Source organism: Staphylococcus sp. HMSC057A08 (assembly GCF_001812925.1).
Taxonomy (GTDB): domain Bacteria; phylum Bacillota; class Bacilli; order Staphylococcales; family Staphylococcaceae; genus Staphylococcus; species Staphylococcus hominis.
In genome coordinates this window covers 415,073-435,777 of the sequence record NZ_KV810847.1, presented here as the reverse complement: position 1 = coordinate 435,777, position 20,705 = coordinate 415,073, and the positions used below count along the sequence as shown (strand labels likewise).

At 32.2% G+C, this 20,705-nt stretch carries 20 protein-coding genes; 2 read left to right on the top strand and 18 right to left on the bottom strand.

Annotation, left to right across the window (positions count from 1 at the left end):
• Positions 1-66: 66 nt before the first annotated feature.
• From HMPREF2881_RS03895 to HMPREF2881_RS03810, 18 genes are all read right to left on the bottom strand, one after another.
• Positions 67-1,224 (bottom strand): nitrate/nitrite transporter, encoded by a 1,158-nt coding sequence (locus HMPREF2881_RS03895; protein WP_002488766.1) that lies wholly within the window; start codon positions 1,222-1,224, stop codon positions 67-69.
• Between the two features lie 249 nt (positions 1,225-1,473).
• Positions 1,474-2,127: a nitrate respiration regulation response regulator NreC gene (nreC, locus tag HMPREF2881_RS03890; protein ID WP_002448626.1), complete on the bottom strand. Its 654-nt coding sequence runs from the start codon at positions 2,125-2,127 to the stop codon at positions 1,474-1,476.
• A 25-nt stretch (positions 2,128-2,152) separates the two neighbouring features.
• On the bottom strand, positions 2,153-3,163 hold the full coding sequence (gene nreB, locus HMPREF2881_RS03885) for a nitrate respiration regulation sensor histidine kinase NreB (RefSeq protein WP_265583192.1): 1,011 nt from the start codon (positions 3,161-3,163) through the stop codon (positions 2,153-2,155).
• 33 nt (positions 3,164-3,196) lie between these two features.
• Positions 3,197-3,649, bottom strand: a complete 453-nt coding sequence (nreA, locus tag HMPREF2881_RS03880; RefSeq protein WP_002488792.1) for a nitrate respiration regulation accessory nitrate sensor NreA — start codon at positions 3,647-3,649, stop codon at positions 3,197-3,199.
• A 20-nt stretch (positions 3,650-3,669) separates the two neighbouring features.
• On the bottom strand, positions 3,670-4,359 hold the full coding sequence (gene narI / locus HMPREF2881_RS03875) for a respiratory nitrate reductase subunit gamma (protein ID WP_002448574.1): 690 nt from the start codon (positions 4,357-4,359) through the stop codon (positions 3,670-3,672).
• The gene (gene narJ, locus HMPREF2881_RS03870) at positions 4,352-4,927 is read right to left on the bottom strand and encodes a nitrate reductase molybdenum cofactor assembly chaperone (protein ID WP_002488750.1); all 576 of its coding nucleotides are present in this window, start codon (positions 4,925-4,927) and stop codon (positions 4,352-4,354) included. Before narJ ends, narI begins: the two co-directional genes overlap by 8 nt.
• A complete protein-coding gene (gene narH, locus HMPREF2881_RS03865) occupies positions 4,920-6,479 on the bottom strand; it encodes a nitrate reductase subunit beta (protein WP_002488804.1) in 1,560 nt (519 codons plus the stop codon). Before narH ends, narJ begins: the two co-directional genes overlap by 8 nt.
• The gene (locus tag HMPREF2881_RS03860) at positions 6,469-10,152 is read right to left on the bottom strand and encodes a nitrate reductase subunit alpha (protein ID WP_070653658.1); all 3,684 of its coding nucleotides are present in this window, start codon (positions 10,150-10,152) and stop codon (positions 6,469-6,471) included. Before HMPREF2881_RS03860 ends, narH begins: the two co-directional genes overlap by 11 nt.
• Before the next feature lie 206 nt (positions 10,153-10,358).
• A complete protein-coding gene (gene cobA, locus HMPREF2881_RS03855; RefSeq protein ID WP_002488723.1) occupies positions 10,359-11,309 on the bottom strand; it encodes a uroporphyrinogen-III C-methyltransferase in 951 nt (316 codons plus the stop codon).
• Entirely contained in the window at positions 11,300-11,614 is a 315-nt protein-coding gene (nirD, locus tag HMPREF2881_RS03850; RefSeq protein ID WP_037556154.1) for a nitrite reductase small subunit NirD, read from the bottom strand. Before nirD ends, cobA begins: the two co-directional genes overlap by 10 nt.
• Positions 11,611-14,022: a nitrite reductase large subunit NirB gene (nirB, locus tag HMPREF2881_RS03845; RefSeq protein ID WP_070653657.1), complete on the bottom strand. Its 2,412-nt coding sequence runs from the start codon at positions 14,020-14,022 to the stop codon at positions 11,611-11,613. The genes nirD and nirB overlap by 4 nt, the downstream gene beginning before the upstream one ends.
• 210 nt (positions 14,023-14,232) lie before the next feature.
• Positions 14,233-14,946 (bottom strand): sirohydrochlorin chelatase, encoded by a 714-nt coding sequence (locus HMPREF2881_RS03840; protein WP_002488785.1) that lies wholly within the window; start codon positions 14,944-14,946, stop codon positions 14,233-14,235.
• 124 nt (positions 14,947-15,070) lie between these two features.
• Positions 15,071-15,889 (bottom strand): formate/nitrite transporter family protein, encoded by an 819-nt coding sequence (locus HMPREF2881_RS03835; RefSeq protein ID WP_002488726.1) that lies wholly within the window; start codon positions 15,887-15,889, stop codon positions 15,071-15,073.
• 122 nt (positions 15,890-16,011) lie between these two features.
• Positions 16,012-16,194: a hypothetical protein gene (locus HMPREF2881_RS03830; RefSeq protein ID WP_002448340.1), complete on the bottom strand. Its 183-nt coding sequence runs from the start codon at positions 16,192-16,194 to the stop codon at positions 16,012-16,014.
• A gap of 71 nt (positions 16,195-16,265) precedes the next feature.
• A complete protein-coding gene (locus HMPREF2881_RS03825; protein ID WP_002488756.1) occupies positions 16,266-16,736 on the bottom strand; it encodes an SRPBCC family protein in 471 nt (156 codons plus the stop codon).
• Between the two features lie 111 nt (positions 16,737-16,847).
• Complete coding sequence (locus HMPREF2881_RS03820; RefSeq protein WP_002448482.1) at positions 16,848-17,363, bottom strand: YceI family protein; 516 nt, start codon at positions 17,361-17,363, stop codon at positions 16,848-16,850.
• Between the two features lie 299 nt (positions 17,364-17,662).
• On the bottom strand, positions 17,663-18,259 hold the full coding sequence (locus HMPREF2881_RS03815; RefSeq protein WP_002448447.1) for a thioredoxin domain-containing protein: 597 nt from the start codon (positions 18,257-18,259) through the stop codon (positions 17,663-17,665).
• Positions 18,260-18,283: 24 nt separating this feature from the next.
• On the bottom strand, positions 18,284-18,643 hold the full coding sequence (locus HMPREF2881_RS03810) for a DUF4467 domain-containing protein (protein WP_002488778.1): 360 nt from the start codon (positions 18,641-18,643) through the stop codon (positions 18,284-18,286).
• Positions 18,644-18,910: 267 nt separating this feature from the next.
• On the opposite strand from HMPREF2881_RS03810, the gene HMPREF2881_RS03805 reads away from it, so the two are divergent.
• Positions 18,911-20,158 (top strand): aminoacyltransferase, encoded by a 1,248-nt coding sequence (locus HMPREF2881_RS03805; protein WP_002454905.1) that lies wholly within the window; start codon positions 18,911-18,913, stop codon positions 20,156-20,158.
• A 40-nt stretch (positions 20,159-20,198) separates the two neighbouring features.
• Entirely contained in the window at positions 20,199-20,621 is a 423-nt protein-coding gene (locus HMPREF2881_RS03800; protein WP_002448363.1) for a MaoC/PaaZ C-terminal domain-containing protein, read from the top strand.
• The last annotated feature ends 84 nt before the right edge of the window (positions 20,622-20,705 follow it).

The window sequence follows — 20,705 nt, the reverse complement described above, 5'->3', positions numbered from 1 at the left end:
TTGAAAAAATAGGTGCTTAGCATAAGCTAATAAACAAACGTAGTGCTAGTGCACTACGTTGTATATTTATTTTGTGTATTCTTTTTTGTAAAGATGACCCATTGTAATAAAAGCAAGTATTCCAAATACAGCTAGTAAAATAAATGCTAAATGACTTGAACCTGTCAATGAAGTAACATACGTGATAACAAGTGGTGGGAAGAAACCACCTAACCCTCCCATCATAGAAACAATTCCGTTTGCAGTACCAGATTCTTTAGCAAAATAAGATGGCACAAGTTTAAAGATGAGTCCATTTCCTAATCCAGCACAAATACTAATTGTTAAACAACCTATAGTAAATAAGGCAATATGACTTGAAACACCTAAAATAACTGCACCGATAATCATCACAACAAAATCTATCATCAAGACTTTAACCGCGTTGAATTTATCTCCTAAAATCCCACCCACAGGTCTTAAGAATGTTGCTAATGCGATAAATACTCCTGATCGAATACCTGCATCTACTTTATCTATTCCGAAATTATTAACTAAATAGTTAGGTAAGAATAAACCAAATGCTACAAAAGCACCAAATGTAATAAAGTACCATAAACTCAAATAATATAGTTTGTAGTTTGAAGATAAATCTTTAACTTGAGCGCCTAAAGGTACTTTAACTTTAGGTTCTTTAGCATCTCCAAGGAAAAACATTAATATTGCAAAAATAGCGATAATAATAAGATAACTTCTTACTGTTGTTTGCCATCCTACAATACCCGCAATAGGAGGTGCTAAGAATGATGAAATTGCTGTACCAATATTTCCCATTCCATAAATACCATTTGCTAATCCTACTTTGTCTTTTGAAAAATATTTAGGAACTGAAGTGACACCTACAGAGAAGATGGCTCCTCCTACTCCTAAAAAAAAACCAGACGCCATTAACATACCAGGCGATTGGGCTTGTCCTAAGAAGAAAATAGGAAATAATAATATAATGAAACTACAAAAGAATACCCATTTAGCGCCAATAATATTTGTTAAATAACCAAATGGTACACGAAGAATCGATCCTAGGATAACTGGTATCGCTAAAATAATTGATAACTGTCCTGGATTAATTTTAATATCTTGTGAAATAAATGGCATCAATGGAGAAATAATGCTCCAAGCCATGAATCCAACTACAAGACTTAAAGTTTGTAACGTAAGTTGAAAACCACCTTTAGTTTTATTCATTTTTTCACCTTCATCAATTTTCTATTATCTCTAATTAAATCACATATCAATATAGTTAATTTGTGTGATTAATTATTGATTACATTTAAATTTTAATCACTTTGTGAAAATATGAACATAAGGAGTTTCCCTTATACTCTCTAATAATCCCCCTATATTTAAATAATGAGACAAAGAAAAACCAACACATGAATATCATGTGCTGGTGAAATATAATATGAGTGTCATTATTTAAGTCTTTCAATATATTTAAAAATCTAAAAGTTTTTTCTTAAGCGCATATTCTACAAGCTCTGGTTTAGATTTTAAATTTAATTTAGTCATAATATGCGTTTTATGTGCCTCAACTGTTTTAACGGATACAAACAATTTTTCAGCAATTTCTTTATTTCCATATCCCTTTGCAATTAATGGTAATATTTCTAATTCTCTTTTAGAAAGTATTTTGAAAGGGTCATTAGTTGCTTTTTCATCTTGATTAGAAACATTTACAAATTCATTTACTAATGATGTCGTTAGTTTCATATCAATGTACGTTTCACCTTTATACACTGTTCGTACTGCTAAAATGAGTTGTTCATCTGGTGAATTTTTTAAAATATATCCTTTAGCACCATTTCTTAAAACATGAAACAAATATTCTTCATCATCATACATTGTCAAAATTAATATTTTTGTTTCAGGAAAACTTTCAGAAATTTTGCTAGTAGCAATTAAGCCAGACTCACCAGGTGGCATACTTAAATCCATAATTAATACATCCGGCTTGTATTCCATCACTTTCTGATACGCTTCTACTCCATCAGCTGCCGTAGCTACAACTTCCATATCTTCTTGAAAGTTTAATATCATAGAAAAACCTGTTCTTACTACTGCATGATCATCTGCAATTACTATTTTCAATTATAAGTCAGTCCCTTTACGCTCTCTAGAGTGGCACTTCTAAAGTGATAATAGTTCCTTTTCCTAAATGTGTTTCTACATTTACTTTTCCGTTTACAAGCTCTGCTCTTTCATTCATACCATACAACCCTATTCCTGTACCTTGTGGTTGAGAATTCGGATCAAAACCTTGTCCATGATCAATCACTTCAGCCATTAATAAACGTCCAACCTCCTGAACAAAGACATCTACCGAACTTACGCCTGCGTATTTTAATGCATTAAATACCGCTTCCTGTACCACACGGTAAACCACCGTTTCTACTTCACTATCATATCTTTTATCTTTAATGTTAGACTGATATACAATTTGCATACCATAATTATTTTCAAATTGTTTAAAATATGATTTAAAAGCCGCTTCCAACCCTAAATCATCTAGAGATGAGGGTCTTAATTCAACTGATAGATGTCTTATATCATCAATCAATTTAGACATTAATCCCTCAATACGTTGTGATTGTTGGACAAGTTCTGAGGATTCTTTTTGATATTTCAGCAATCTGAGTTCAACATCAATATTTAGCATTTCTTGTACAACACTATCGTGTAGTTCTCTAGAAATACGTTTTCTTTCATTTTCTTGCGCGGAAATTGTTTTTCTCATCATCTGACGTTGATACATTTTTTCTTGTCTTTCAATTTGCGGCGAAATATCTTGAAGTGTAAATGCATATATCTCATTATCTTCATCAATCGCTTGATAAGAAGCTGTAAATGGTCGAACTTTATGATCTACTGTTTTCATAAACACTTGAAAATTGATATCGTTTGGTTTAGATGTGTCTAAATAACAATTTTTGCAACTTTGAAGTTCAAATTCATTTGAATACCCTTCACAACGGTCACAAATCGCATTTGTCATCGCACTATAATTATTATCTTTTGAAATAATTTCTTCAGCGGCATCATTCATTGCAATGATTTTTCCTTCTTTGTTTACAAAAACAATTTTTTCATTTGTAGTTTCATAATATTTTTTTAGTAAGTCTTCCATTTGCAGATTATACAACTCTAACACATATATCACCTAGATTTCTTCATTAAATTCCCACAAACGGCCTTTAATATTTAATTGATTAATCACTTTAGGCAATGTTTTACTACCTCTTTGTCCTAATAATAACACGCCTGCAACATGCTGTTCATGCCATAATGGTATAGCAACGAGTGCGTTTAAGTTTTCACTCATCAAAATAGGATACTTAATTTTTTCTTCTGGCGTTATTGTTTTGGAAACATTTTCTATAACCATTCGCTTTCCTGTTTTCATGACTGTTCCAGCTAAGCCTCTGCCTTTTCTCAAAACAATCAATTTATAACGATTGTTTAGATTACCTGAAACATATTGCCATTTAATAGGTCCAGAAGGTTCATGGTTTTCATATAGTGCAACACCAGCAAAATCACAGTTTTCTTTTTTTCTAAGTGTGTCAAGCTCTTGCTGAAAATGTACCGGTTCAAACAAAGGTTCCGGACTCATATATCGTACTCCTTTTATATTTAATGTGCACGAGGTGCTTTATGTTTTCTATATACAATATAACGTCTATTTGTATATGCTAAAGGAATACTCCATACATGTACAAGACGTGTAAATGGCCAACAAGCTAATATTGTAAATCCTAATAAGATATGAATTTTAAATGATAATGGAACGCCTGTCATTAGTGCTGCATTAGGTGAAAATGTAAATAAGTGTCTAAACCATATAGAAATCGTTTGACGGTAATCAAAGTCAGTTATCACTGCATTAGTAACTAGTGTTGAGAAACATCCCATAAATATAATCAATATTAATAAGAAATTTACGAAAATATCAGAAGCTGAACTTAACTTTCTCACATTACTAATAGTTAAACGTCTTGCTGTTAAAAGTAACATTCCAATTAGAGTCATTATACCAAAAATACTACCGATATAAACAGCTCCAAAGTGATATGTACTTTCGCTTATACCAAGTCCATCTATCCATTCTGCTGGAATAGCTAACCCCACCACATGGCCAAAAAATACTGGAATAATTCCTAAATGAAATAACAGGCTACCCCATTTAAGTTGTTTCTTTTCTAAAAACTCACTTGATTTTGCAGTCCATGAAAATTGATCATATTTATATCGAGCAATATGACCGACGATAAAAATTGCCACACATAAATATGGGTAAATAATCCAAAGAAATTGATTAAGCATGATGTGTCACCTCTTTTGGAATGTCTAAACAAGCTTTTAATGTTTCTCGTAATGCACGAATCACATAAGCGTAAGGATTATTCTCCTTAGCTAATTGATTTGCCATTTCATATGTACCATCTTCAATAATCATAATCACTAACTCAATATTGCCTTCTGCACGAGGATCATTATGCCAACTTGCTACGTGTAAAAACTGCAACATCAATGGTAGATAATCAGATAATTCATTATCTACCATTTTTAATCCAAACATTTCATAAAGTACTTTAAGTTTTGCGAGCATTTGACCTCTTTCTTTTTGAGTATCAAATTTATTGTAAGTCATATAAAGTGGTGATATTTTATTGAAATCAAATGTATCCGTATAAATTGCTTTAATTTCAGATAAAGTAAATTGATACATAATTTCACGATATTTCATTAAATCTGCATATCCTGGATGTGAAGGATGAATCGTTTCTTCAAATGTATTAGGATGAAAGGTTAATTTTTCTGGAAAATTAAGTTGTTGTGCAAGATATCCAAAACTTTCTTGATAGTATTTAAATTGCGTTAGATTAATCACGGAAAATACCTCCATAGAAATTCTCATTATAAATCTCTTGACCAGATTTTCCTGACGTTGAACCTACTGGAACACCGCAACCTTCACAATTGTCTCCGAAATATTCACCGCCATATCCTTGACTACCTTGAGCGTGATACGTATCTAAATAGGTTTCTTTATGTGAAGATGGTACAACAAATCGGTCTTCATATTTAGCTAAACCTAATAGACGATACATTTCTTTTGTTTGAATTTCTGATAAACCTAAACGTTCTAACCTAGAAGTATCAAATGGTTTGTTTGTGACTTGAGCACGCATATAACTTCTCATCATTGCCATTTTTTGTAACGCTTCTTTCACTGGCTCTACTTTACCTGCTGTAAATAAGTTTGCTAAATATTCAATAGGTAAACGCATCTCTTCGATGGCTGGAAAAATCATATCAGGATTTTGACCTGAATTTTTACCTTCAAAATAACTCATAATTGGACTTAAAGGCGGGCAGTACCATACCATTGGCATTGTTCTAAATTCAGGATGTAATGGAAATGCCAATTTATATTCAATCGCTAATTTATAAACAGGTGAATTTTGAGCAGCTTGAATCCATTCATAACTAATACCATCTTTTTCTGCTTGTTCAATCACTTCTTCATCAAATGGGTTTAAGAAGATATCAAGTTGTTTTTCATATAAGTCTTGTTCATTTTCAGCTGAAGCCGCTTCATGTACACGATCAGCGTCATATAATAAAACGCCTAAATATCTCATTCTTCCTGTACACGTTTCTGAACATACAGTTGGCATTCCTGCTTCAATTCTTGGGAAGCAGAATGTACATTTTTCAGCTTTATTTGTTTTCCAGTTGAAATATACTTTTTTGTAAGGACAACCTGTCATACAGTAGCGCCACCCACGACATGCATCCTGATCGACTAAAACAATACCATCTTCATCTCTTTTATACATAGCCCCTGAAGGACATGAAGCGACACAACTAGGATTTAAGCAATGCTCACATAGACGAGGTAAATACATCATAAATGTTTCATCAAATTGGAATTTGATATCTTCTTCAATTCTTTGAATATTTGGATCTTCTGGTCCTGTTACATGTCCACCAGCTAAATCATCTTCCCAGTTTGGTCCCCATTCAAGATTTAGTCTATCTCCTGAAATCAATGAATGTGCTTTTGCAACTGGTGAATGTTTACCTTCTTTAGCTGTTGTTAAATGTTCATAATTATAAGTCCATGGTTCATAATAATCTTTGATTAACGGCATATCTGGATTATAGAAGATTTTACCTAAGGCAATTTTAGACCACTTACTACCTGATTTAAGCTCAAGTTTACCTTTTTTATTTAATACCCAACCACCTTTATAGTGCTCTTGATCTTCCCAACGTTTTGGATAACCTACACCTGGTTTGGTTTCTACATTATTAAACCACATGTATTCTGCACCCGGTCTATTTGTCCAAGTATTTTTACATGTCACACTACATGTATGACACCCAATACATTTATCTAAATTCAATACCATTGCAACTTGCGCTTTAATCTTCAAGCCAATTTACCTCCTTCATTTTTCTAACTGCGACGTACACATCACGTTGGTTTCCAATTGGTCCATAGTAATTGAAGTGATAACTAATTTGTGCATATCCTCCAACTAATTGCGTAGGTTTTAGGTGAATTCTTGTAGGTGCATTATGTGATCCCCCACGAGTATCAGTAATCTCAGAACCTGGTGTTTCAATGTGCTTATCTTGAGCATGATACATAAACATTGTACCTTTAGGCATGCGGTGTGACGTTACCGCTCTTGCAGTTACAACACCATTTCTGTTATAAACTTCAAGCCAATCATTATCATTGATACCATGTTGCTCAGCATCTTCATTAGATAGCCAAACAACTGGACCTCCTCTGAATAGAGTCAACATACGTTCATTATCTTGATATGTTGAATGAATATTCCATTTTCCATGAGGTGTTAAATAACGTAGAACAAGTGCATCTTGTCCACCTTTTACCTTTTTATCTCTTGCGCCAAATACCATTGGTGGAAGTGTTGGTTTATATACTGGTAAGCTTTCACCAAATTGCTGGAATACTTCGTGATCGATATAGTAACTTTGTCTTCCAGTTAGCGTTCTAAAAGGTACGAGTCTCTCAATATTTGTTGTAAATGGAGAATAACGACGATTATTTTTATTAGAGCCTGGGAATACTGCTGTTGGGATAACTTCTCTTGGTTGAGCTGTAATATTTAAGAACGAAATTTTTTCAGATGCACGTTCTTTTGAAATATCCTTCAATTCCATTCCAGTTTGATTTTCTAAATCTTTATATGATTTTTGAGATAATTTACCATTCGTTGCCGAAGAGATATTTAAAATTGCATCAGCTACTTTACGTGCAGTATCAATGCGTGGTCTATCATTTCTAACAGAATGTTCATCGTCATCATTCCATGTACCAATCATGCTTTTTAGCTCTTCGTATTCTTCTTTAACACTAAAACTAACGCCGTGTGCCCCTACTTTACCTTTCTCAAGTAAAGGTCCTAATGTAACGTATTTATCATAAATTTTAGTATAGTCACGTTCTACAATAGAGAAGTTAGGCATAGTTTTGCCTGGAATACCTTCTACTTCACCTTTAGACCAATCTTTAATGATACCGTATTCAGAACCTAGTTCTTGTTTAGAATCATGAGCAAGTGGTGTAGTTACCACATCTTTAAATGTGCCTGGTAAATAATCTTTAGCCATTTCTGAAATTGCTTTACTCAATGTTTTGTAAATGTCCCAGTCAGAACGTGATTCCCATAATGGATCAATTGCTGGATTAAATGGATGAATAAATGGATGCATATCGGTTGAAGATAAGTCATGTTTTTCATACCAAGTTGCTGCTGGCAGCACAATGTCAGAATATAACGGCGTTGCAGTCATTCTAAAATCTAATGATACAAGTAAGTCTAATTTACCTACTGTATCTTCTCTCCATTTAATTTCCTCTGGTTTATCATCTTCATTTGGTTCAGCCATTAATCCTGAACGTGTACCAAGTAAATGTTTCATAAAGTACTCTTGACCTTTAGCTGAACTTGAAATTAAGTTAGATCTCCAAACAAATAATGTTTTAGGGTGATTTTTTCTTAAGTCTGGGTCTTCAATAGCAAATTCTGTTTCTTTATTTTTCACTGATTCAATCGCCCGTTTTAAAATAGCTTCATTTGAATCATCGCCCGCATCTCTTGCTTCTTCACCAAATAACAAACTGTTTTTATTAAATTGTGGATATGAAGGCAACCAACCTAAACGTGCTGCTGTCACATTATAATCTGCTGGATGCTGATGTTTGATGTTGTTAGCAAGTGGTGATTTCAATTTATCTACATTAGATTCTTCATATTTCCATTGATCAGTTGCAAAATAGAACCAACTTGTACCATTTTGTAAACGCGGTGAACCTTGCCAATCTTTAGCGAAAGCTACAGTATTCCATCCTTCGATTGGACGACATTTTTCTTGCCCAACATAGTGAGCCCAACCTCCACCATTAACACCTTGGCATCCACATAATAGAACTAAATTCAATACAGCACGGTAAATGGTGTCAGAATTGAACCAGTGGTTAATCCCCGCACCCATAATTATCATCGAACGTCCTTTAGTATCAATAGCATTTTGTGCAAATTCTCTTGCGACTTGTGTCACTAATTCTTGTTTAATACCTGTAACGTTTTCTTGCCATGCAGGTGTATATTTAGACTCACTATCTTCATAAGATTTAGCTTCTAACTCATGACCAAATCGTTTAATACCATATTGACTAGCCATTAAATCATATACTGTAGCAATACGTACTTCTTTACCATCTGCCAATTTAACTTTTTTAGTTGGGATAGGTCGTTCGAAAATACCATCTCCTTGACTATCAAAGTAAGGAAATTGAATGGTTTGTAACTCATAATCTTCTTCTGCAACAGATAAAGCTGGATCAATTTTACTTCCATCTTCTGTTTCGAGTTTTAAATTCCATTGTTTGCCTTCTTCCCAACGTTGACCCATTGTACCGTTTGGAACGACAAGTCGATGGCTAATCGCATCGTGAATCACTGGTTTCCACTCACCATTTTTACTTTTTATGCCTAAATCGCTTGCACGTAAAAATCGTCCTGCCTTATAACCATTCTCATCTTCATCCAACATCAATACAAATGGCATATCTGTATATTGCTTGGCATAATTAACAAACATATCACTTGGTTCATCTTCATAAAATTCTTGTAAGATGACATGTGTCATAGCTTGAGCAACTGCAGCATCTGTTCCTGGATGAGGTGCTAACCAATTATCAGCAAATTTAACATTTTCTGCATAATCTGGTGCTACAGACACCACTTTTGCACCTTTATAACGTACTTCAGTCATAAAATGGGCATCAGGCGTACGAGTAAGTGGAACGTTAGATCCCCACATAATGATGTAAGAGGCATTGTACCAATCACTTGATTCAGGTACATCAGTTTGTTCACCCCAAATTTGAGGGGATGCAGGTGGTAAATCAGCATACCAATCATAAAAACTCAACATTTCTCCGCCTAATAAATTAATAAAACGCGCACCAGATGCATAACTAATCATCGACATTGCTGGAATAGGTGTAAAACCAGCGATTCTATCCGGACCATCTTTTTTAATGGTATAAAGAATTTGTGCTGCGATAATATCTGTTACATCTTTCCAACTTGCACGTACATGTCCACCTTTACCACGTGCTTCTTTATATAATTTAGCTTTCTTTTCATCTTCAACGATAGATGCCCATGCAGCTATACGATTTCCATTATTGTCTTCAAGTGCTTCTGTCCATAGATCTAATAGTTTACCTCTAATGTAAGGATATTTCACACGAAGTGGGCTGTATTCATACCATGAAAATGACGCGCCACGTGGACATCCACGAGGTTCAAATTCAGGCATATCTGGACCGCAACTTGGATAGTCAATTTGTTGATTTTCCCACGTAATCACACCATTTTTAACGAAAACTTTCCACGAACACGATCCTGTACAGTTTACGCCATGTGTAGTTCTTACTACTTTATCGTGACTCCATCTTTCACGATACATTTTTTCCCATTCTCTACTTTTACTTTCTAAGACTGACCAATTTCCATTAAACGTTTCAGTTGGTTTGAAAAAGTTTAATCCGAATTTTCCCATTTATATAAATCCTCCTACCTGCAAAGGTCATACGTTACTTATGTTCAATGTTATTTAAAGAAATTTCATTTAAATTGTACATTTTTTCACATGGCTTTTATATTAGGGAATTACCTATTTCATATAAAAGAATCCCTAAAAAAAGTGAGATAACACACGTTTTAAATATCGTGTTATCTCACTTATGACATTCGAAGCGTAAAGAACTATACTTCAATATATTTAATATTTTGGTGCTGCGTTATAATCGATTCATATAAATACTTTTGAGAAGAATGATAGGTTTCATCATATTGAATTAAGCATTTCAAATACTGTTGAGATAAGTCTTCTGCTTTGGAAAGTGCTAATTCTTTATTCCCTTTAATAACGTACAACGTTTCATCTATTGTTTGTTTTGAGTGTATAATCTTTTCGTCATCCATATAGTTAATGATATGGCCTAATATACAAATTCCTGGATCATGTTTAATATTAAGCTTAGATAATTGATATTCAATAGTGCTTAGTTTACCAACTACTATTGTTTCGTTATAACACGTAGCATTAAAAATGATAGCAATATCATAATCTTCTTTAGTATATCTTCTAATTTGATTAATAATATAATTTAATCGTTTAATTCCCATATAAATTGCCAAAGTCCCACCATTAGCTAAATTACGTATATCCATGTCTTGATCAATATCATCTTTAAAATGACCTGTAGAAAATGTAACACTTGGTGCTACTGAACGCATCGTTAAACCTAAGTCTAATGAAGCTACCGCTGCACTCGCAGAAGTTACCCCAGGTACAATATCGTAGGCAATCTGATGTTCTTTTAAAATGTCTATTTCTTCAGTTACTCGGCCAAATACTGCTGGGTCTCCACCTTTTAAACGTACAACAACTTTATACTTTTTCGCTGTTGCTACTATTTTTAAATTAATATCTTCTTGTTGAATATGTTTAGTATAAGGTTTTTTTCCAACATCTATGATTTCAGTAGTTGGTTTTGCATATTGTAATATCAGTGGATTGACAAGACGATCATATAAAATAACATCTGCTTGACGAATTAATCGTTCTGCTTGTTTAGTTAGCAAATTAGGATTGCCAGGGCCAGCCCCAATTAAATATACTTTTCCAAATTCACTATTAGTGACTAGACACATATAAATACGTCTCCATCTTGAATTTCAACTTGATATGTTTCAACACAACCTGTATCAGGTTCTTGCACTTTACCCGTATTCAAATCAATTTTTTGATCGTGGAGTGGACAATAAATGTATTCTCCACTTACAGTACCTTCAGATAGTGGTCCCTCTTTATGTGGACACACATTATTAATAGCATGCACTTGTCCATTTTCTGTTAAAAATATACCGATTTGTTTATCTTTAACGATAACCTTTTTACCAATTAATGGTGTTAATTCATCCATAGTTGTTACTTTAACTTTTTCCATTACACTCATCCGCACACTTTCTCGACATCAAATATTTTTTGTGCTTCTTTATTTTCAACAATAGCTTCCCAAGGTTCTTCTTCAAGTGCTTGTTTTGCATCCATAATTCTATCAAAAAGTTCTTTTTGACGTTGTTCATCTAAAAGCACTTCTTTAACATGATCAAATCCTAGTCGTTTAAGCCATGGTGCTGTTCGTTCAGCATATATTCCAGTCTCTCTGTAATATTGCATAAGCGCACCACACAGTTGTACCACTTGATCTTCAGTTTCAACAGTAGTGAGTAATTGACCTACAGTGACCTCTGTGCCACCGTTACCACCAATATAAATTTGATAGCCATTTTCTACTGAAATGACACCAAAGTCTTTAACACCTGATTCTACACAGCTTCTTGGACAACCAGAGACACCCATTTTAAATTTATGAGGTGTGTCGATATATTCAAATGTTTTTTCTAATCGAATACCTAAACGTGTCGTATATTGTGTACCAAATCGACAGAATTCCTTACCAACACAACTTTTCACAGAACGCGTTTTCTTACCATATGCAGAGGCAGAACGCATACCTAAATCTTTCCAAACCTTTGGTAACTCATCTTTTTTAAGACCATATAATCCTACACGCTGAGACCCTGTTACTTTAACAAGAGGCACGTTATATTTTTTCGCTACTTCACCTAAACGAATTAATTGGTCAGCATCTGTGACACCACCACGCATTTGTGGAATCACTGAGAAAGTACCATCATTTTGAATATTTGCATGATAACGTTCGTTCGCAAATCTTGATGCTTTTTCATCTTGGTGTTCATGAGGATATACCATATTTAGATAATAGTTAATAGCTGGGCGACATTTTGGACAACCATTCTTATCTTTAAAATCAAGTACGTGACGAACTTCTTTTGACGTTTTTAAACCTTTAGCTCTAATTTGTGTAACAATTTCATCACGAGTCAAATCAGTACATGCACAAATACCTGTTGGTTTAGCAGCTACAAATTCATCACCTAATGTACATTTTAGTATTTCTCCAATTTGTCCTTTACATTTACCACAAGAATTTCCTGCTTTGGTTGTTTTTGTAACCTCATCTACAGTAGTCAACCCATTTGTTGTAATTGCATTGACAATCGTACCTTTATCTACACCATTACAACCACAAATTGTTTCATCATCAGGCATATCTGCTATTGAAGTTCCACTTTCTTCTCCGCCTTTATGTAGAAGTGACACTAGTGTATAGTCCTCTAATGATTCATGTTTTTTCATCATACTATAAAATCTTGAACCATCATCTGTATCGCCATATAAAACGGCACCTACTACTCGACCATCACTTAGATAGACTTTTTTGTAAATATTATCTACACTGTTAAAGATTTCGATGCCATGTACAGTGTCATCTTCAACGATTTGTCCTGCACTATATAAATCACAACCTGATACTTTTAAAGACGTAAATGTCGTAGAACCTTTATATCCTTCAGTCTCATTACCTGTTAAATAATCAGCAAGCACTTTACCTTGTTCATAAAGAGGTGCAACTAAACCATATACTTTACCATTGTGTTCTGCGCATTCACCCACGGCATAGATATGTTCATCAGATGTTTGCAAGTAATCATTAACGACGATACCTCGATTCACTTCTAATCCCGCTTCACGAGCTACTTCGGTAAATGGACGTATACCAACAGCCATAACGACTAAATCTGTTTCTATTACTCTACCATCAGCTAGCTTAATAGCTTCTACATCATCTGTTCCTATAATTTCTTTAGAATTTGCTTGTAGTTCAATATGCATGCCTTGACGCTCTAAATCAGCTTTTAACATATCTCCAGCTTTACGGTCTAATTGCATTTCCATCAGCCATTCTGCTAAGTGAAGAACTGTTACATCCATACCTTGATCCATTAATCCTCTTGCACATTCTAATCCAAGAAGACCTCCACCAATAACAATGGCACGTCGTTTTGTTTTAGCAATTTCAATCATACGCTCAGTATCTTCAATTGTGCGCCAACCGATGACACTTGGTAATTCTGATCCAGGTATAGGTAAAACAAATGCCTTTGAACCAGTCGCAAAGATACAGATATCATAAGCTACAGTGATACCTTTAGACGTAGTGACCGTTTTGGATTGTCTATCTACTTTTTCAACTGGATCATCTACAATTAGTTCAATATGATGTTCTTTATACCAGTCATAAGTGTTCATAATCGTTTCTTCGACTGTCATTTTCTTTTGTAAAATGTTGGATAACATGATTCGATTATAATTAGGATAAGGTTCTTTACCAATAATTGTAATGTCAAATTGAGAATCTGAACGTTCTAAAATTTCTTCAATTGTTCTTAAACCAGCCATACCATTACCAATCATTACGAGTTTTTGTTTAGCCATATCAATGCCCCTTTTATTACATTTAATTATTATTAACTTCAAATAGTTTTGAACTCACTATTCTTTACAAGGCTATTTTATACCATATTCTTTTAAATTTGTGATTATTTTCACATTTAAATGTAAAATCGGGGATTTCCCTAATAAAAAAAACCTTCCATTACATGAGTGAAGATTTAGCACTCATATAATGAAAGATGTATGTATTTACTATACTGTTAATTCTTTTAATCGTTCTCGAATAATCGATTTTAAAATAGGGTCGAAATTAATAGACGGAGTCATGTGCAATTCATTAGCAATATCCATCTCTGATATAAGACCTTTTACTTTATTAACTAAACGTCCATCATATAAAAACATTGGAACCACAATAAGATGATGATATTGTCTTGAAAGTTGATCTAAATCATTTTTAAACGTAATATCTCCATATAACGTACGGCAATATATAGGTTTGTCTTGCTTAAACTTAGTACTAAATTCTTTTAGTTCATCATGTGCTTTAGTATAAGAAAAGCTACCATGTGCAATCAATACAACTGCCACATCTGACTCTTCTTTTATATCCACATCATTAATACGTTGTTCTACTAAATCTACCATATATGGATGCGTACCAAGAGGTGCACTAATTTCATAGGTTATATTTGGATGTGCTTGTTTAATGTTTCTTAACATCTCTGGAATGTCTACAATATAATGCATAGCTGAAAATATAAGTAAAGGTACAACTTTAAATTGCGTTTCTCCTTTTTCTATTAAATTAATAATAGTATTTTCAACACTTTTTTCTTCACTTTCAATAAAAGCAAGCTCATAAGCGTAAGTTTCATCTTGTAATAAACTATCTATAAATTCACCGAGTGCTTTATTTTGATCTCCTTTTCTCATGCCATGAGCTACTAGAATATTCGCAACCAAATGGTTTCCCCCTTATTATTTTAATGTTGATTAAAATAATAAGATTTTCTGAATATTAAGTCAATATGTTGGGGATTAAAAGAGCGGAAATGTCTCTCGATATTTCCGCTCTTTGATCGTCTTACTATGCTTTTATACTGTCTCTTTTTCCGTTTAAATAGGCATAAACAAGTCCTACAAAAATACCTCCACCAATATAGTTACCTACAAAAGCAAATACGATATTTTTTAGCACATCTATCCATGATAATGCATCACTATTATAAAAAATCATTCCTGCATATAATCCAGCATTAAATACAACGTGTTCATATCCCATAAATACAAATACTATAACACCAACAGCAATGAAAAATGCGCGAGCTAAACCTGCTTTAAAAAGCATTGAAACATAAATACCAATATTAATAAAGAAGTTACAGAATATCCCTTTGATAAGAATATTTAACCAAGTTGATTCTACCGTTTTTAAATGTACTGTTTTACTTAGACTTGCAACCATTTCAGGTGTCATCACATGTGTACCCTTCATTAATAAGAATAAAATAAACCCACCTATAATATTTCCAATAAAACAAAATAAGAATATGTATAACATTTTTTTAACTGTAATAACTTTGTAGTACCATCCGATAGTTAAATACATAAAATTACTAGTCAGTAATTCTGAATTAGTTAGAACAATGAGAACTAAAGCTAAACTAAATGAAATCGCTCCTAATAAATTAACAAGGCCATCATTTGTTCCTGCAAACTGTGTTTTGATTGCTAACATAAATACTGTAACAATAGCTAGTAAAAATCCTGACATCATTGACTTTAGTAAATATCGTCCAGGTGTCTGAGTTGCCATAACTTCTTTCATTTGTACCTGTCCTACAGCCGCTTTAATAATATCTTTTGTAGCATATGTATCTTTAATCATTGTATGGTTGCTTGTCATATTCCCTCTCCTTAATTCATTTATAATTTTATATTATATATAGTGAAATGCATTTTGAATAGAGGAGATTAAAAAAGAGCAAAATACGGAGATTTTTTCCATATCTTGCTCTTGTCATGATATTAATGTGCTTTTTTTAATTTTGAAAAATAACGTAATCCTGAAGCAAAAATACCATAGCCTAATGCCGTTCTTAAAATATACTTTATGACGCCATTATTTAGACATTTTGAATTAATTAATAATGTTGGAATTAAAGTACTGATTGAAAATAAGCCCAGCACTTTTAAATATCTTTCTTTCATACTATATCATCCTCTTTTCAACATTATTATAACTTAAAAGTTCAATTTAAATTTGACATTCTCATGACGATTTATTCATTAAGTAAGACTTCTAGTTGATCTAATGTTGAATTCATACCTGCTTCTATCCCCATATCTACCGCTTGTTGAGCTGCTTCTTTAGTTGGAAACACTGACGTAGACGTAATAGTAGTCATTTGTTTATTATCTGAATTAAAATTGATTGAAATATGCATACCAGGTAAACGCGTATCTTTTTCTCCCTCAGGTGTAGCAAAGTAATCAAAGTATTCAAGATACTTCGGACGATCCACTTTTCGATATTCAGTTAATGTATAGCTTGTCTGTTCTGAGGTTTCTATAGCAAAGAAGGATTCCCCGCCTTCTTCAGTATTAAAACGATATACTTTTGTCTTAGCGCCTTGAGGATGAAACCATCGCTCAAATAACGATGGATTTGTATAGGCATCAAATACATCATTGATAGGAGCTTTAAATGTTCTTTTAAAAATAATTTTATTTTCTTTTACTTCAATTGACATCGTTATCTCTCCTGATTTTTAAAATGATAATTCCTATAGTTTAGCAACTATTATATTTTAAGACAATAAAAAAACAGGCAAAGTTAGAACCTTGCCTGTTTTTTAACTTTATTATTCTTCAATAGGAAATTCTAAATCGAATTCCACATTTAATATTTTACCTAATAAAAAACCGCCAGTTTCTAATGGTTGGTTAAATGTAACACCATATTTTTCACGATCAAGTTCACCAGTAATAACTAAACCTGCTGTATTCTTATTATTAAGTGGGTTTAAGCTAATACCTTTATAATCTAAATCAAATGTTTCTTTTTGTGTTTGATCTTTAATTGTTACATTACCAGTAACTGAATGATCATCAACACTAATAATTTCAAATTTAATTTCAGGATATTGTTCAACGTTTAAGAAATCTTCACTTTTAAGATGATTATCACGATCTTCTACTTTAGTATCAATAGAATTAGCTTGAACAGTAAAAGTTCCTTTTAAAGAACTTAAATCATGAAAGTCACCTGTAATATCTGCATCAAAATCGTTAAAACGTCCTTTTACATTACTAATTACAAGGTGTTGTATTGAGAAATTCACACCTGAATGAACTGGATCTAAATTAAAGTTAGCCATTTATTTTCCCTCCAATAGTGAAATGATAAAATAATATTATTCAATTTATTTATCTTTTACTTTGATATAATTATTATACTTAGTATATTAAATAAATCTAACAAAAATTACAAACTAAGCGACTTAATTAAAATATATTAATTGTGCTGATTTTGTTTCTTTTATTTGTATTCCCTTTTTTTATAAAAATAATGATTTTGAATGTAAAATTTTTAAATATGTCTTAAACGATATAAAAACATAATTAAAAGACCTAATTTAATATTTAAACAACATTAAGTTAGATCTTTTGTATTATGCTATAAATATTTTTTCCATTCTTTGATTTTATAAGGATCTTTTACTTTTTTACCATTGATAAAAACTGTTGGAACGGATTGAATATGATTTTCTTTTGTTAACTTTTTCTGTTTTTCTGCTTCCTTCCAAGCATCGCTGTTTTTAGTTTTATACTCTTTTTTAATGCGATCTTTTTGTTTTTGAGAAATATCTAATTGATCAATTTCTTTGTCAAGTAATGTTTCAGTAATCCAATGTTTTTTTTCATCTTGTTGATGAGCATATATATTTTTTTGGAATGTAAGATATTCTTTGGGTGCAATAGCTTGAATAGCATTCCCTGCTCTAGAGCCCATTAATGAATCTTTTCCAAGAAAACTTGCATTAATAAATTGATATTCCACTTTATTTGTATCAATATAATCTTTTTTTATGATAGGCATGACGTTATCTTCAATTTTTTTGCAATAAGGACATTTATAGTCTCCATATTCTACAATTAAAATTTTCCCATTTCTCGTATGAGCTGGGGTTGTTTCTTTTTTCTTTTGAGAGCAAGCGACAACGATAATGATTAAACATATGATCGCAGCTCCAATAAAAATCAATTTTTTCATATATACTCCTTAAGATTGTTTCAGTTAATTAAGATTTTCTTCCTTATAATCCGAATCATGTGTACTAATATATTGTTTCGTATCAAAGTGCTCTAAGTAGGTTGCCTTCTTATCTTTAAATTGATATGTATAATAATGCATTTCATCGTTATTGTTTAACGGTCTATATGCTAATACAACATACTTACCTTTTTCATACACATATATATTAGCGTCTTTTTTATCAAAGTGTTTTACTACATCGCCTTGTTCATTCTTAGCAAGTCGTTCTTGTTTTTTATCTTGTAGTTTTACAGCTTTATCTATTTTATTAGCATATTCATCATTACCGCAACCCGCTAGCAATATGACACATACAGTTAATGATACAATCAATCTTTTCAAATATGTTCACTCCTACTTTTTCTAATCTAACCTAATATAACTCTTACTATTATACTATGCATATACTGATTATCATACAGTGGTTTTGCAATATAAACTAGACTATTAAAAAATATTATATTTTAAATTTTATAGTTATATATTTTAAAAAATAATTATTATCTAATACTAAAGCATGAGCAAATTAATTTACTAAATGTGTGTAATAATAGAACTAATTTGATAAAATAGTTTAGAATTCTTAAAAACACAGAGGAGTAGATAATCATGAAATTCGTAAGTTTAACACCTGAAGAATTTGAAAAATTCACATCCGAACATTTTTCTCACTATACACAATCTCGAATACACTTTGATAATAGAAATGAGATGAAACATGATGTACATGTTGTAGGTGTTAAAGATGATAGTGGAGATGTCATTGCAGCAACATTAATGACTGAAGCACGCGCATTAAAATTTTATAAATATTTTTACACACATCGTGGTCCAGTAATGGATTATAGCAATATCAAACTGGTTCACTTCTTTTTCAAATCACTAACAGAATATTTAAAAAAACAAAATTGTCTCTTTGTTTTAGTAGATCCATATATTTTAGAAAACCTACGTAATGCAGATGGAGAAATTTTAAAAAGCTACGATAATCGTGCAGTGATTAAAACACTTGAAGACTTAGGATATAAACATCAAGGTTGGTCTGTAGGTTATAGTACAATGAGTCAAATTCGTTGGTTGTCTGTACTTGATCTTAAAGATAAAACTGAAGACCAATTATTAAAAGAAATGGACTATCAAACACGTCGTAATATTAAAAAGACGTATGAAATGGGCGTAAAAGTTAAAACATTACCTATGGAAGACACACATACTTTCTTCGAACTGTTCCAAATGGCTGAAGAAAAACATGGCTTTAAATTTAGAGATGAGCCTTATTTCTATGAAATGCAAAAAACATATAAAGATCATGCCATGCTAAAATTAGCTTATATCGATTTAAAAGATTATTTGTCTACTCTACAACATAAACATGAGGATTTAACAAAACAACTTACTGAAATTGAAGAAGCTTTAAAAGAAAGCCCTAACTCTAAAAAGAACAAAAATAAACGCAATCAACTTCAACAACAATTTGATAGCAATGAACGTAAAATAAACCAAACAAAAGATAAAATTGCAGCAGAAGGTGAAGTATTAAATCTAGCAGCTGCATTATATATCTACAATGAACATGAAGTATATTATTTATCTAGTGGTTCTAACCCAAAATATAATGAATATATGGGGGCCTATCGTTTACAGTGGGAAATGATTAAATTTGCTAAAGAGCATAACATTGACCGTTACAACTTCTATGGTATTACTGGAGACTTTAGTGAAAATGCTGAAGATTATGGTGTCCAACAGTTCAAAAAAGGCTTTAATGCTGGTGTTTATGAATATATTGGTGACTTCATTAAACCAATTAAACCTGTTCTTTATCATACTCAACAATGGATCAAAAACAGAAGATAATCATTGCATTATAAGTATACTTTAAGGTAGGCATATAACTATGAAATACAGTATGTTTTCTATAGGAGATACATTCATTAGTAAACATTACAAAATAACTGAGAAAGAAATATTAGAGTTTGCTCATCAATTTGACCCTCAATATATGCATCTAGATAAGAAAAAAGCAGGTCAAGGAATGTATAAAGGGATTATAGCATCAGGTATGCATACCCTTTCTCTTTCCTTTAAACTTTGGATTGAAGAAAACAAATATGAAGAAGACATTATAGCAGGGACTCATTTAAATAATGTAACCTTTATTAAACCTGTCTATCCAAATGACAACTTATATGTAAAAGTTAAAGTTTTAGATAAAAAATTGAAAAAACAATTTGGTAGTTTAACCGTTGAAATTATGACATTTAATCAATATGAGAATAAAGTACTTCAATTTGAGCTTACTGTTTTACTATCAGTTTAAAATATAAATATTTCTAAAATCTATTTATCTGAAGAAAGAAAGCATTATTCAATAAAAAGAATCGTCGTTCAAGATGAAATATCT